The 13,306-nt window shown below is 61.1% G+C and carries 11 protein-coding genes; 6 read left to right on the top strand and 5 right to left on the bottom strand.

From position 1 onward, the window contains the following. The first annotated feature begins 63 nt into the window (after nt 1-63). On the top strand, nt 64-3,081 hold the full coding sequence (ydiJ, locus tag NGJ21_RS02085) for a D-2-hydroxyglutarate dehydrogenase YdiJ (RefSeq protein WP_115274153.1): 3,018 nt from the start codon (nt 64-66) through the stop codon (nt 3,079-3,081). Between the two features lie 89 nt (nt 3,082-3,170). On the opposite strand, the gene NGJ21_RS02080 is transcribed toward ydiJ, so the two are convergent. The 4 genes from NGJ21_RS02080 to phhA form a co-directional block, all read right to left on the bottom strand. Beyond that, nucleotides 3,171-4,358, bottom strand: a complete 1,188-nt coding sequence (locus tag NGJ21_RS02080) for an MFS transporter (RefSeq protein ID WP_251961733.1) — start codon at nt 4,356-4,358, stop codon at nt 3,171-3,173. A 97-nt stretch (nt 4,359-4,455) separates the two neighbouring features. Beyond that, nucleotides 4,456-4,581, bottom strand: a complete 126-nt coding sequence (locus tag NGJ21_RS25855) for a hypothetical protein (RefSeq protein ID WP_256345817.1) — start codon at nt 4,579-4,581, stop codon at nt 4,456-4,458. 211 nt (nt 4,582-4,792) lie between these two features. Then, complete coding sequence (locus NGJ21_RS02075; protein ID WP_039604830.1) at nt 4,793-5,149, bottom strand: 4a-hydroxytetrahydrobiopterin dehydratase; 357 nt, start codon at nt 5,147-5,149, stop codon at nt 4,793-4,795. Nucleotides 5,150-5,188: 39 nt separating this feature from the next. Further along, nucleotides 5,189-5,977: a phenylalanine 4-monooxygenase gene (phhA, locus tag NGJ21_RS02070; protein WP_012315607.1), complete on the bottom strand. Its 789-nt coding sequence runs from the start codon at nt 5,975-5,977 to the stop codon at nt 5,189-5,191. A gap of 256 nt (nt 5,978-6,233) precedes the next feature. On the opposite strand from phhA, the gene NGJ21_RS02065 reads away from it, so the two are divergent. After that, the gene (locus NGJ21_RS02065; protein ID WP_046785398.1) at nt 6,234-7,793 is read left to right on the top strand and encodes a sigma-54-dependent phenylalanine hydroxylase transcriptional regulator PhhR; all 1,560 of its coding nucleotides are present in this window, start codon (nt 6,234-6,236) and stop codon (nt 7,791-7,793) included. Nucleotides 7,794-7,874: 81 nt separating this feature from the next. Here the strand turns inward: NGJ21_RS02065 and NGJ21_RS02060 are convergent, their stop codons facing one another. Next, nucleotides 7,875-8,129, bottom strand: coding sequence for a DUF2790 domain-containing protein (locus tag NGJ21_RS02060; RefSeq protein WP_012315605.1), 255 nt, complete (start codon nt 8,127-8,129; stop codon nt 7,875-7,877). 428 nt (nt 8,130-8,557) lie between these two features. On the opposite strand from NGJ21_RS02060, the gene acs reads away from it, so the two are divergent. The 4 genes from acs (at nt 8,558) to NGJ21_RS02040 (ending at nt 13,284) form a co-directional block, all read left to right on the top strand. Continuing rightward, a complete protein-coding gene (gene acs / locus NGJ21_RS02055; protein ID WP_174142111.1) occupies nt 8,558-10,519 on the top strand; it encodes an acetate--CoA ligase in 1,962 nt (653 codons plus the stop codon). A gap of 506 nt (nt 10,520-11,025) precedes the next feature. Continuing rightward, on the top strand, nt 11,026-11,811 hold the full coding sequence (aotJ, locus tag NGJ21_RS02050) for an L-arginine-binding protein AotJ (protein WP_115274155.1): 786 nt from the start codon (nt 11,026-11,028) through the stop codon (nt 11,809-11,811). A gap of 88 nt (nt 11,812-11,899) precedes the next feature. Next, on the top strand, nt 11,900-12,589 hold the full coding sequence (locus tag NGJ21_RS02045) for an ABC transporter permease (RefSeq protein ID WP_012315602.1): 690 nt from the start codon (nt 11,900-11,902) through the stop codon (nt 12,587-12,589). Then, a complete protein-coding gene (locus NGJ21_RS02040; protein ID WP_046785396.1) occupies nt 12,586-13,284 on the top strand; it encodes an ABC transporter permease in 699 nt (232 codons plus the stop codon). Before NGJ21_RS02045 ends, NGJ21_RS02040 begins: the two co-directional genes overlap by 4 nt. Nucleotides 13,285-13,306: the final 22 nt, after the last annotated feature.

The raw sequence follows: 13,306 nt of genomic DNA, 5'->3' as shown, positions 1-13,306 counted from the left end.
CTCAACCCATGCCAGGGCGACAGGATTCCCGTGAATTAGCCCATATCAAGAGGCCATCCTTCGATGATCGCCCAGCTGCCGACCACTGCGCCGACCGCCGCCTACCCAGAATTCCTCGAAGCCCTGCGCAGCAGCGGCTTCCGTGGCCAGATCAGCGCCGATTACGGTACCCGTACCGTGCTGGCTACCGACAACTCCATCTACCAGCGCCTGCCCCAGGCGGCGGTGTTCCCGCTGGACGCCGACGATGTGGCGCGGGTGGCCGCGCTGATGGGCGAAGAACGCTTCCAGCAGGTCAAACTGACCCCGCGCGGTGGCGGCACCGGCACCAATGGCCAATCGCTGACCGACGGTATCGTGGTCGACCTGTCGCGGCACATGAACACCATCCTCGAAATCAATGTCCAGGAGCGTTGGGTGCGGGTGCAGGCTGGCGTGGTCAAGGACCAGCTCAATGCCGCGCTCAAGCCGCACGGGCTGTTCTTTGCGCCTGAACTGTCCACCTCCAACCGCGCTACCGTTGGCGGCATGATCAACACCGACGCCAGCGGCCAGGGCAGTTGCACCTACGGCAAGACTCGCGATCACGTGCTGGAACTGCACAGCGTGCTGCTCGGTGGCGAGCGCCTGCACAGCCTGCCGATCGATGACGCTGCACTGGAGCAGGCTTGTGCTGCGCCCGGTCGGGTGGGTGAGGTCTATCGGACTGCCCGCGAAATTCAGGAAACCCAGGCCGAGCTGATCGAAACCACCTTCCCCAAGCTCAACCGCTGCCTGACCGGCTACGACCTGGCGCACCTGCGCGACGAACAGGGCCGCTTCAACCTCAACAGTGTGCTGTGTGGCGCCGAGGGTTCGTTGGGTTATGTGGTCGAAGCCAAGCTCAACGTGCTGCCGATTCCCAAGTATGCGGTGCTGGTCAACGTCCGCTACACCAGCTTCATGGACGCGCTGCGCGATGCCAATGCGCTGATGGCGCACAAGCCGTTGTCGATCGAGACGGTGGACTCCAAGGTGCTGATGCTGGCGATGAAAGACATCGTCTGGCACAGCGTTGCCGAGTACTTCCCGGCCGACCCGGAGCGCCCCACGCTGGGTATCAACCTGGTGGAGTTCTGTGGCGATGAGCCGGCCGAGGTCAATGCTCGGGTTGAAGCCTTCATCGACCACCTGCAGCGCGACACCAGTGTCGAGCGCCTGGGCCACACCTTGGCCGAAGGGGCCGAGGCCGTGACTCGGGTCTACACAATGCGCAAGCGTTCGGTGGGCCTGTTGGGCAACGTCGAGGGCGAGGTGCGCCCGCAACCTTTCGTTGAAGATACCGCAGTGCCGCCGGAGCAACTGGCCGACTACATTGCCGATTTCCGCGCGCTGCTGGACGGCTATGGCCTGGCCTACGGCATGTTTGGCCACGTCGACGCCGGCGTGCTGCACGTACGCCCGGCACTGGACATGAAAGACCCCGCCCAGGCGGCACTGGTCAAGCCGATTTCCGACGCCGTGGCGGCGTTGACCAAACGCTACGGCGGGCTGCTGTGGGGCGAGCATGGCAAAGGGCTGCGTTCGGAATATGTGCCGGAGTACTTCGGTGAGCTGTATCCGGCGTTGCAGCGGCTCAAAGGTGCCTTCGACCCGCGCAACCAGCTCAACCCCGGCAAGATCTGTACCCCGCCAGGCAGCGCCGAAGGGTTGACCAGGGTCGATGGCGTAACCTTGCGTGGCGACCTCGACCGTACCATCGACGAGCGTGTATGGCAGGACTTCGGCAGTGCCGTGCACTGCAACGGCAATGGTGCTTGCTACAACTATGACCCCAATGACGCCATGTGCCCCTCGTGGAAGGCTACCCGTGAGCGCCAGCATTCGCCCAAGGGGCGCGCCTCGTTGATGCGCGAATGGCTGCGCCTGCAGGGTGAGGCGAACATCGATGTGCTGGCTGCGGCGCGCAACAAGGTGTCCTGGCTCAAGGGGCTGCCGGCACGGCTGCGCAACAACCGTGCACGCAACCAGGGCCAGGAAGACTTTTCCCATGAGGTCTACGACGCCATGGCCGGCTGCCTTGCGTGCAAGTCATGTGCAGGCCAGTGCCCGATCAAGGTCAATGTGCCGGACTTCCGCTCGCGTTTCCTCGAGCTGTACCACGGTCGCTACCAGCGCCCGCTGCGTGATTACCTGATCGGTTCGCTGGAATTCAGCATCCCCTACCTGGCCCATGCACCGGGGCTGTACAACGCGGTGATGGGGTCGAAGTGGGTCAGCAGTTTGTTGGCGGACAAGGTCGGCATGGTCGACAGCCCGCTGATCAGCCGCTTCAACTTCCAGTCCACCCTCACGCGCTGCCGGGTTGGCGTGGCCAGTGTGCCGGCGCTGCGTGAACTGACCCCGGCGCAGCGCGAGCGCAGCATCGTGCTGGTGCAGGATGCCTTCACTCGTTACTTCGAGACACCGCTGCTGGCCGCGTTCATCGAGCTGGCCAATCGCCTTGGCCACCGTGTGTTCCTGGCGCCTTACAGTGCCAATGGCAAGCCGCTGCACGTGCAGGGCTTTTTGGGGGCTTTTGCCAAGGCGGCAATCCGTAATGCCACCCAGCTCAAGGCCCTGGCCGACTGTGGTGTACCGCTGGTGGGCCTGGACCCTGCCATGACCCTGGTCTACCGCCAGGAGTACCAGAAGGTGCCGGGCCTGGAGGGCTGCCCGAAGGTGTTGCTGCCCCAGGAATGGCTGATGGATGTGCTGCCCGAGCAGGCGCACGCCGCGCCCGGCAACTTCCGCCTGATGGCGCACTGCACCGAGAAGACCAACGTGCCGGCCAGTACCCGCCAATGGGAGCAGGTGTTCGCGCGCCTGGGCCTGAAGTTGGTGACCGAGGCCACGGGGTGCTGCGGCATGTCCGGTACCTACGGGCATGAGGCACGTAACCAGGAGACGTCGCGGACCATCTTCGAACAGTCCTGGGCGACCAAGCTGGACAAGGAGGGCGAGGCCCTGGCAACCGGTTATTCGTGCCGTAGCCAGGTCAAGCGCATGACCGAGCGGCAGATGCGCCATCCGCTGGAAGTGGTGTTGCAGTACGCCCGCTGAAACAAGACCGCTCCTGCAGAGGTACGCGGTTACCCGTAGGAGCGGCCTCGTGTCGCGAAAGGGGTGCGTAGCGCCCCCCCCCCATGCGCTCAAATATGCCTGAAACGCCGCGCCTGACGGTACAGATACAGGCTCAATACCAGCCCGCAGCACGCCGCCGCTGCCGCAAACAGAAACATCGAAGCAAACCCGAACCCCGACGCCACCGCGCCCACCAGTGGCCCGGTAATGCCCAGCGACAGGTCGATGAACAGCGAGTATGCCCCCACCGCCGCCCCGCGGTTGGCTGCCGAAACCTGATTCACCGCTTCCACGCCCAGCGCCGGGAACACCAGCGAGAAGCCGAAGCCACTGAGCGCCGCTCCGGTCAAGGCGAGCTCTGCGCTGGGTGCCAGCCACAGCATCAGCAGGCCCAGTGTCTCGACCGACAAGCACACGATCGCCACCCTGAACCCGCCAATCCTGTTGATGAGGTTGCCGAACAGCAGCCGCGCACAGATGAAGCTGGCACCGAACAGGCTCAGGGTCAGTGCTGCATTCGCCCAGCCACGGCTGGCGTAGTACAGGGTAATGAAGGTGGCGATGGTGCCAAAGCCGATCGAGCCCAAAGCCAGCCCCGAACCATGCGGGAACACTTTGCCCAGCACCCGCAGAAACGGCATACGCACGCCGCTGACAATCGGCGCAGCGCGTTTTGGCCATGCCAGCAGCAGGCCTGTCGCGCATAGCAGGATGATGCTCACCCCCATGCTCCACAGCCCCAGGTGCTTTACCATCAGCACGCCCAGTGGGGCACCGATGGCCAGCGCACCATAGCTGGCGATCCCGTTCCAGGAGATGACTTTAGCGGTGTTTTCAGCGCCGACCCGGCCAATCCCCCAGCCTATCGAACCCGAGCCCACCAGGCTTTCTGCACTGCCCAGTACCAGGCGGCCGACCAACAGGCAGGCCAGGCTCAGCCAAGGCAGGTGGGTGAGGAAGGCGCAGGCGAGCATGAAAACACCACTCAGGCCGCAACCGGCGAGGCCATACATGACGGCTTTCTTGCTGCCCAGGTTGTCGATGATGCGGCTGGCTGTGGGGCGGCTGAGCAGGGTGGCGAGGTATTGCACACTGATCACCAGGCCGGCGACGACGGTGCTGAAGCCCAGGTCGTTGTGCACGTAGCCAGGCAGCACGGCGAGGGGTATGCCGATGTTCAGGTAGCCGATAAAGGTGAACAGGACGATGGAGACGACTTGCAGGGTGACCGCAAGGGGGCGCGGTGAGTCGGGCATGGGGGCCTACGTGGCAGAAGTTCTGGACGGTGTGAAAACGTGATGACAGCGGTAGTCCGAAAGTCAGCCGTTTTCACACAGTCGTGGGGATGCGCGGTTATTCCTGGTCAGCGCTGGATTGATCGTCGCCATCCTCGACGGCAGGCGCCGGTTCGGAGTGAGCGGCAACGGTTTGCTCTTCGGGGTTCAGGCTTGGGAAGGGAAGATTCGGGATTTCGTGCATCTCGTCGTTCCTCGCAAGTGTGAGTCAAAAGGCTGCGCCAGGCGCGTTTGGAGCTTCGCAAAGCTGAGGCAGGATACACAAGTCTGGATGACAGTTTGTAATTTTTCCCGGTCGCTTGTCGGTTTTGCGGGCGGATACCGGACATTTTCCTGACACAACAAGGCCGCTGCGCGCCCCGCGAACAGGGCGCGCAGCGGCCTTTTGCAACGTGTTACTTGCGCCCTTCAGCGGTATCGGCAACCTTGTCGGTCCGCGCGCACATGATGAAGTCGTTGCGGTGCAGGCCCTTGATGGAGTGGCTCCACCAAGTCACGGTGACCTTGCCCCATTCGGTCAGCAGGCCTGGGTGATGACCTTCGGCTTCAGCGATTTCGCCTACTGCGTTGGTAAATGCCAGGGCGTGCTTGAAGTTCTTGAACAGGAACACACGCTCCAGCTCCATATGACCGTCACGTACTTCGATGTTCCAGTCCGGAATCTCGCGGATGAGTTCGGCCAGTTCCTCGTCGGTGACTTTCGGCGCATCGGCGCGGCAGGCTTCGCAGTGGGCTTGGTTCAAGGCATTCATGAGGTGTTTTCCGATTCGAGTTGTTGTCGGCAAGGTCGCTCAGGCGGCGACCTTGGGTGGAAACTTCGGCGCATGCAGCCCCAGCTGCATGGCTTGCTGGACCATGCCCATGATGTCTTCGTGGGCCAGGTCGAACAGGCGCTTGAGGTTCGGTAGCACGAAATACAGGGGCTGCAGGATGTCGATACGGTAGGGGGTGCGCATGGCCTCGATCGGGTCGAAGGCCTGGTGCTCCGGCTCGCCGGACAGACTGTAGACGGTTTCCTTGGGCGAAGAGAGGATGCCGCCGCCATAGATCTTGCAGCCTTGTGCGGTTTCCATCAGGCCGAACTCAATGGTCATCCAGTACAGGCGCGCCAGGTACACGCGCTGTTCCTTGGTCGCGGCCAGGCCCAGCTTGCCATAGGTGTGGGTGAACTCGGCGAACCAGGGGTTGGTCAGCAGCGGGCAGTGGCCGAAGATCTCGTGAAAGATGTCCGGTTCCTGGAGGTAATCCAGCTCTTGTGGGGTGCGGATGAACGTGGCGACCGGGAAGCGTTTGCTGGCCAGCAGCTCGAAGAAGGTCTGGAAGGGGATCAGTGCCGGCACACGGGCAACCTGCCAACCGGTGGTGGCGCCCAGCACTTTGTTGATCTCGCCCAGTTGCGGAATGCGGTCATGGGGCAGCTTGAGCTGATCGATGCCATCCAGGTACTCCTGGCATGCCCGGCCTTCGATGACTTTCAGCTGGCGGGTGATCAGCGTGTTCCATACCGCATGCTCTTGCTGCGGGTAGTCGATGAAGCCTTGCGCATCGGGCTCGCGCGCCACGTATTGCGTCTGTTTCATGTGGCTCTCCTGGTGAGGGCTTTTATTGTTATGTCCACGACATACCTAAGAAATATCCCTTCATCTGCCCGATTGCACCCGGTGTCAGAACGCCTGAACTGCAGTTTCAAGGCGTTTTTCGTAACGATAATTTTACAAACATGGCGGCATCGCGGAAAATTCGGTGTGTCGAGCTGGCCCTTGCTGTGTTTTTGTCAGCTTTTCTTTACGAATATTATGCGGCCGATTTAAAAACTTCGCCGCTTCGAGAGCTTTCATGCGTATCAAAGTGCATTGCCAGAACCGCATCGGCATCCTTCGCGACATCCTCAACCTGTTGGTGGAGTACGGTATCAACGTGCTCCGTGGTGAGGTCGGTGGCGACCATGGCAATGCCATCTACCTGCATTGCCCGAACCTGATAAACCTGCAGTTCCAGGCTCTACGCCCGAAATTCGAGTCCATCGCCGGGGTCTTCGGGGTCAAGCGTGTCGGCCTGATGCCCAGCGAGCGACGGCACATGGAGCTCAACGCGCTGCTGGGGGCGCTGGATTTCCCGGTGCTGTCGGTCGACATGGGCGGCAGTATCGTCGCCGCCAACCGCACCGCCGCGCAGTTGCTGGGCGTGAGGGTCGACGAGGTGCCGGGCATCCCATTGGCGCGCTATGTCGAGGACTTCGACCTGCCGGAACTGGTGCGGGCCAACAAATCGCGAATCAATGGCCTGCGGGTCAAGGTCAAAGGTGACATTTTTCTGGCCGACATCGCACCTTTGCAGTCCGAGCATGACGACAGCGAGGCATTGGCTGGCGCGGTGTTGACCCTGCACCGTGCCGACCGCATCGGCGAGCGCATCTATAACGTGCGCAAGCAGGAGCTGCGCGGTTTCGACAGCATCTTCCAAAGCTCGCGTGTGATGGCGGCGGTGGTGCGTGAGGCGCGGCGCATGGCGCCGCTGGATGCGCCGTTGCTGATCGAAGGCGAGACAGGTACCGGCAAGGAGCTGCTGGCGCGTGCCTGCCACCTGGCCAGCCCGCGGGGGCAGGCGCCTTTGATGGCCCTCAATTGTGCCGGCCTGCCAGAGTCCATGGCGGAAACCGAGCTGTTCGGTTATGGCCCCGGTGCGTTCGAGGGCGCGCGCGCCGAAGGCAAACTGGGCCTGCTGGAGTTGACCGCTGGTGGGACACTGTTCCTCGATGGGGTGGGGGAGATGAGCCCTCGCCTGCAGGTGAAGCTGCTGCGCTTTCTGCAGGACGGCTGCTTCCGTCGTGTAGGCAGTGATGAGGAGGTGTACCTGGATGTACGGGTGATCTGCGCAACCCAGGTGGACCTTTCCGAATTGTGCGCTCGGGGCGAATTCCGCCAGGACCTGTACCATCGCCTCAATGTGTTGTCGTTGCACATACCGCCGTTGCGCGAGTGCATGGACGGCCTGGAGGGGTTGGTGCAGCACTTTCTCGATCAGGCCAGTCGGCAGATTGGTTGTGCCCTGCCGCGCCTGGCGCCTGCGGCGATGGACAAACTGGCGCACTACCATTGGCCGGGCAATGTCCGGCAACTGGAAAACGTATTGTTCCAGGCGGTATCGCTGTGCGAAGGCGGAATAGTGAAAGGCGAGCATATCCGCCTGCCGGATTACGGCGTGCGGCAACCCTTGGGTGAATTTACCCTTGAAGGTGATCTTTCGCAGATTGTCGGGCGCTTTGAAAAGGCTGTACTGGAAAGTCTGATCGGGGAATATCCAAGTAGCCGGGCGCTGGGCAAGCGACTGGGTGTTTCACATACAACCATTGCCAACAAGTTGCGGGATTATTCGTTGGGCAAGTCGAATGAGTGACGGAGTGGCGGGTGGATTAAACTCAACACTGTTCATCGTGGGGTTGTTGACGAATGGGCCCCGCAGGGCCCAAATCATTCATCAGCCGTTGGAGCAGCCGTTACCCATGACGCGGTATTCGAGAATGTGCTTCTGACCCTTGGAATCCTCGTAGGTCATGCGGGCCGGCACGACTTCGCACACGTTTGGCACTTCGCTCATGGAGATGACGCGGGCGATATCCAGGTGCTGCGAATAACTGTACTGTTCAACCGGAATCTGCTCGGCATCCTTTGCTTCATCGGCCATTGCCGCGCTGCAAAGACTACCAAGTACCAATACCAGTAACGCTTTCATTTTCTATTTACCTGTCTAAGGTCGTGAGGGGGCACGCGGCGCTTGTGGCACCGCGAATACAGCCAAGTTTTCAACTATCGGATTAGCGCGCGATTAACGAGTTGCCTTCGTGGGGGCTGTGACTGTTACCAGTTGTTAATCGCCTTTGCCGTTGCTGGCGTAGTGAATCTTATGCTTCGGTAATTAAGGGAAACAGTGGGCGTTTTGATAAAGTTTTTTCGCCTTTTGACAGAAACTGTAACAATCCCCCCGGGAAAATCTTTTGCTTTCCCCTCTCGCCGGGTTGCCAGCTGCGGCCTAGAGCCTTTCCGGCCGTCCACAAGGTGCGCAACCTGTCGCGTTACTACCATCGTCGTATGGCTTTTGCCGCTCTGGTACAGTTACAAACGGTTCCATACAAAAACAACTATTACACCGAGGTAACACAGATGAGTGCGGCTCCACTGTATCCCGTTCGTCCCGAGGTTGCGGCCACTACCCTGACCGACGAGGCCACCTACAAGGCCATGTACCAGCAATCGGTGATCAACCCGGACGGCTTCTGGCGTGAGCAGGCCCAGCGCATTGACTGGATCAAGCCTTTCACCAAGGTCAAGCAGACTTCCTTCGACGATCACCATGTCGATATCAAGTGGTTTGCCGACGGCACTCTCAACGTCTCCTCCAACTGCCTGGACCGCCACCTCGAAGAGCGCGGCGACCAACTGGCAATCATCTGGGAAGGTGACGACCCTTCCGAGCACCGCAACATTACCTATCGCGAACTGCACGAGCAGGTCTGCAAATTCGCCAACGCCCTGCGCGGGCAGGACGTGCACCGTGGGGATGTAGTGACCATCTACATGCCGATGATCCCTGAGGCCGTGGTTGCCATGCTGGCCTGTGCCCGCATCGGTGCGATTCACTCGGTGGTGTTTGGCGGCTTCTCGCCTGAAGCGCTGGCCGGGCGCATCATCGATTGCAAGTCCAAGGTGGTGATCACCGCCGACGAAGGTTTGCGCGGTGGCCGCCGTACTCCGCTCAAGGCCAACGTGGACCTGGCGCTGACCAACCCTGAAACCAACAGCGTGCAGAAAATCATCGTGTGCAAGCGCACCGGTGGTGACATCGCCTGGCACCAGCACCGAGACATCTGGTACGAAGACCTGATGAAGGTGGCTTCCAGCCATTGCGCGCCAAAGGAAATGGGTGCCGAGGAGGCGCTGTTCATTCTTTATACCTCCGGCTCCACCGGCAAGCCCAAGGGCGTGCTGCACACCACGGGGGGTTACCTGGTGTACGCCGCGCTGACCCACGAGCGCGTGTTCGACTACCGCCCCGGCGAGGTCTACTGGTGCACCGCTGACGTCGGTTGGGTCACCGGCCACAGCTACATCGTCTACGGGCCGCTGGCCAACGGTGCGACCACGCTGCTGTTCGAGGGCGTACCGAACTATCCGGACATTACCCGGGTATCGAAGATCGTCGACAAGCACAAGGTCAACATCCTCTACACCGCACCCACCGCGATTCGCGCCATGATGGCCGAAGGGCAGGCGGCCGTTGAGGGTGCCGACGGCTCGAGCCTGCGCCTGCTGGGGTCGGTCGGTGAGCCGATCAACCCTGAGGCCTGGAACTGGTACTACAAGACCGTCGGCAAGGAGCGTTGCCCGATCGTCGACACCTGGTGGCAGACCGAGACCGGCGGCATCCTGATCAGCCCGCTGCCGGGCGCCACGGGCCTCAAGCCGGGGTCTGCGACCCGCCCGTTCTTCGGTGTGGTGCCGGCGCTGGTGGACAACCTGGGCAACCTGATCGATGGTGCCGCCGAGGGCAACCTGGTGATCCTCGATTCCTGGCCGGGCCAGTCCCGCTCGCTGTATGGCGATCATGACCGCTTCGTCGATACCTACTTCAAGACGTTCCGCGGCATGTACTTCACCGGTGACGGCGCGCGCCGTGACGAGGATGGCTACTACTGGATCACGGGCCGGGTGGATGACGTGCTCAACGTTTCCGGCCACCGTATGGGTACCGCAGAGATCGAAAGCGCCATGGTCGCCCATGCCAAAGTGGCCGAGGCTGCGGTGGTGGGGGTGCCGCACGATATCAAAGGGCAGGGCATCTATGTGTACGTGACCCTCAATGCCGGCGTGGAGCCTACCGAGCAGTTGCGCATGGAGCTGAAGAACTGGGTGCGCAAGGAGATCGGCCCGATTGCCTCGCCGGATGTTATCCAGTGGGCACCAGGGCTGCCGAAGACGCGCTCGGGCAAGATCATGCGACGTATCCTTCGCAAGATCGCCACGGCGGAATACGGCTCGCTAGGTGATATCTCCACCCTGGCCGACCCGGGCGTGGTGCAGCATTTGATTGATACCCACAAGGCAATGAACCTGGCGTCGGCCTGATGAAATGAGCGGGACTGCAGGGCAGTCCTGCTTCGCACGAAAACCCCGCACGGGCAACCGGCGGGGTTTTTGCTTTACTGTTACCCGACATTCATCGGTAACTCTTCTGTCACCGATTACGCACAGCTGCGGGGCGAGCGGGAACACTCATGACCCGTTTCGGTGCGTTCGCGGCGCCATTTCTTGCAGTGCAGCACGCTACACTTGCCGTCGTACAAGGCTTTGCCAATAATAGGCCCAGTAATTGCTAGTTCTATAGGTTATTTTCCTTGCGCTCTTGCATATCTTGCAAAGGCTGTCAACCTCGCCCGCTGCCGTTTCAAGCGCTTCTGTAAGTAGTTGTCGCTTTGAAGAAATATCGACTACCGGGCTGTCGTTAAAATGCCACTCACTCGCTCGTGGTCTGCGACCTTGGTCGAACCCTGCGCGGCTCGCGTTGTACCCATTCGCATATCGGGCAGTTGTTACTCCTGCCTTGTAATGCCCCGTACCGATGGAGTTACCTGATGAAGAAGCTCGCACTGCTTGGCGCCCTGGCGCTTTCCGTGTTTTCCCTGGTGTCGCAGGCTGATGAAAAACCGTTGAAAATCGGTATCGAAGCGGCCTACCCACCCTTCGCCTTCAAGCAGCCCGACGGCAGCATCGCCGGTTTCGACTACGACATCGGCAACGCCCTGTGTGAAGAGATGAAAGCCAAGTGCACCTGGGTCGAGCAGGAGTTCGACGGCCTGATCCCGGCGCTGAAGGTGCGCAAGATCGACGCCATCCTGTCGTCCATGTCGATTACCGATGACCGCAAGAAATCGGTCGATTTCACCAAGCGCTACTACCTGACCCCAGCGCGCCTGGTGATGAAGGACGGCGCTACCGTCAGCGACAGCCTTGATGAACTCAAAGGCAAGAAGATCGGCGTGCAGCGCGGCTCGATCCACGACCGCTTCGCCAAGGAAGTGCTGGGCGCCAAAGGTGCCACCGTGGTTCCGTACGGCACCCAGAACGAAATCTACCTCGACGTGGCCGCTGGCCGCCTCGACGGCACCGTGGCTGATGCCACCCTGCTGGAAGACGGTTTCCTGAAAACCGACGCCGGCAAGGGCTTTGCCTTCGTTGGCCCTTCGTTCACCGACGCGAAATACTTCGGTGACGGCATCGGCATCGCCGTGCGCAAAGGTGACGATGCCAACCGCGAGCGTATCAACAAGGCCATCGACGCGATCCGTGCAAACGGCAAGTACAAGCAGATCCAGGACAAGTACTTCAACTTTGACATCTACGGTCCAGACTCGAAGTAAGACGTCGAGTTTCACCTGTGCAATGGTGCAAACAGCAGAGGCTCTGAGGTTTGCACCATTTTTCATTCTTTAGGTCGAGGACCTCATCATGTTGAAAGGCTACGGGGCAGTCATCCTCGACGGGGCGTGGCTGACGCTGCAGCTCGCCCTGTCGTCGATGGCCCTGGCCATTGTGCTCGGCCTGATTGGCGTGGCGCTGCGCTTGTCGCCGGTGCGCTGGCTGGCCTGGTTGGGCGATATGTATTCCACGGTGATCCGGGGTATTCCGGACCTGGTGCTGATCCTGCTGATCTTCTACGGCGGGCAGGACATCATCAACCGTTTGGGGCCGCTGGTGGGCTATGACGACTACATCGACCTGAACCCGCTGGTCGCAGGCATCGGTACCCTGGGCTTCATCTTTGGCGCCTACCTGTCAGAAACCTTCCGAGGTGCGTTCCTGGGTATTCCCAAGGGCCAAGCCGAAGCCGGCGCGGCCTATGGCATGAGCAACCGGCAGGTATTCTTCCGTATTCAGGTACCGCAGATGATTCGCCTGGCGATCCCGGGCTTCACCAACAACTGGTTGGTACTGACCAAGGCGACGGCACTGATTTCGGTGGTCGGCCTGCAGGACATGATGTTCAAGGCCAAGCAGGCGGCAGACGCCACCCGCGAACCCTTCACCTTCTTCCTGGCGGTGGCGGCGTTGTACCTGGTGCTGACCAGTGTCTCGCTGCTGGCACTGAAGTATCTCGAGAAGCGCTACTCGGTGGGCGTCAAGGTGGCTGAGCTATGATTTTCGATTACAACGTCATCTGGGAGGCCATGCCGCTGTACCTCGGCGGCCTGCTGACCACCCTCAAGCTGCTGGCGATATCGCTGGTCTTCGGCCTGCTGGCGGCTGTACCGCTGGGCTTGATGCGGGTGTCCAAGCAGCCGGTGGTCAACCTCACGGCCTGGCTCTACACCTATGTGATCCGCGGCACGCCGATGCTGGTGCAGCTGTTCCTGATCTACTACGGCCTGGCTCAGTTCGAGGCGGTGCGCGAAAGTATCTTCTGGCCATTGCTATCGAGCGCCACGTTTTGTGCGTGCCTGGCATTTGCCGTCAACACCAGTGCCTACACCGCCGAAATCATCGCCGGCAGCCTCAAGGCCACCCCGCACGGCGAGATCGAGGCGGCCAAGGCCATGGGTATGTCCCGCATGAAGATGTACCGTCGCATCCTGCTGCCGTCGGCCCTGCGCCGGGCGTTGCCGCAGTACAGCAACGAAGTGATCATGATGCTGCAGACCACCAGCCTGGCGTCGATCGTGACCCTGATCGACATCACCGGTGCCGCACGTACGGTCAATGCCCAGTACTACCTGCCTTTCGAGGCCTACATCACGGCGGGCGTGTTCTATCTGTGCCTGACCTTCATCCTGGTGCGCCTGTTCAAGATGGCCGAACGCCGCTGGCTCGGCTACCTGGCGCCGCGCAAGCACTGAACGCTCTGTGAGAACCGACAGC

Source organism: Pseudomonas sp. Marseille-Q5299 (genome assembly GCF_943737035.1).
In the GTDB taxonomy this organism is placed as follows: domain Bacteria; phylum Pseudomonadota; class Gammaproteobacteria; order Pseudomonadales; family Pseudomonadaceae; genus Aquipseudomonas; species Aquipseudomonas putida_E.
This window is presented reverse-complemented; position numbering and strand designations above follow the sequence as displayed.

Excerpts from the sequence above, each read along its gene's own strand:
- ydiJ (WP_115274153.1), top strand. The coding sequence starts at position 64 with ATGATCGCCCAGCTGCCGACCACTGCGCCGACCGCCGCCTACCCAGAA.
- NGJ21_RS02080 (WP_251961733.1), bottom strand. The coding sequence starts at position 4,358 with ATGCCCGACTCACCGCGCCCCCTTGCGGTCACCCTGCAAGTCGTCTCC.
- NGJ21_RS25855 (WP_256345817.1), bottom strand. The coding sequence starts at position 4,581 with ATGCACGAAATCCCGAATCTTCCCTTCCCAAGCCTGAACCCCGAAGAG.
- NGJ21_RS02075 (WP_039604830.1), bottom strand. The coding sequence starts at position 5,149 with ATGAATGCCTTGAACCAAGCCCACTGCGAAGCCTGCCGCGCCGATGCG.
- phhA (WP_012315607.1), bottom strand. The coding sequence starts at position 5,977 with ATGAAACAGACGCAATACGTGGCGCGCGAGCCCGATGCGCAAGGCTTC.
- NGJ21_RS02065 (WP_046785398.1), top strand. The coding sequence starts at position 6,234 with ATGCGTATCAAAGTGCATTGCCAGAACCGCATCGGCATCCTTCGCGAC.
- NGJ21_RS02060 (WP_012315605.1), bottom strand. The coding sequence starts at position 8,129 with ATGAAAGCGTTACTGGTATTGGTACTTGGTAGTCTTTGCAGCGCGGCA.
- acs (WP_174142111.1), top strand. The coding sequence starts at position 8,558 with ATGAGTGCGGCTCCACTGTATCCCGTTCGTCCCGAGGTTGCGGCCACT.
- aotJ (WP_115274155.1), top strand. The coding sequence starts at position 11,026 with ATGAAGAAGCTCGCACTGCTTGGCGCCCTGGCGCTTTCCGTGTTTTCC.
- NGJ21_RS02045 (WP_012315602.1), top strand. The coding sequence starts at position 11,900 with ATGTTGAAAGGCTACGGGGCAGTCATCCTCGACGGGGCGTGGCTGACG.
- NGJ21_RS02040 (WP_046785396.1), top strand. The coding sequence starts at position 12,586 with ATGATTTTCGATTACAACGTCATCTGGGAGGCCATGCCGCTGTACCTC.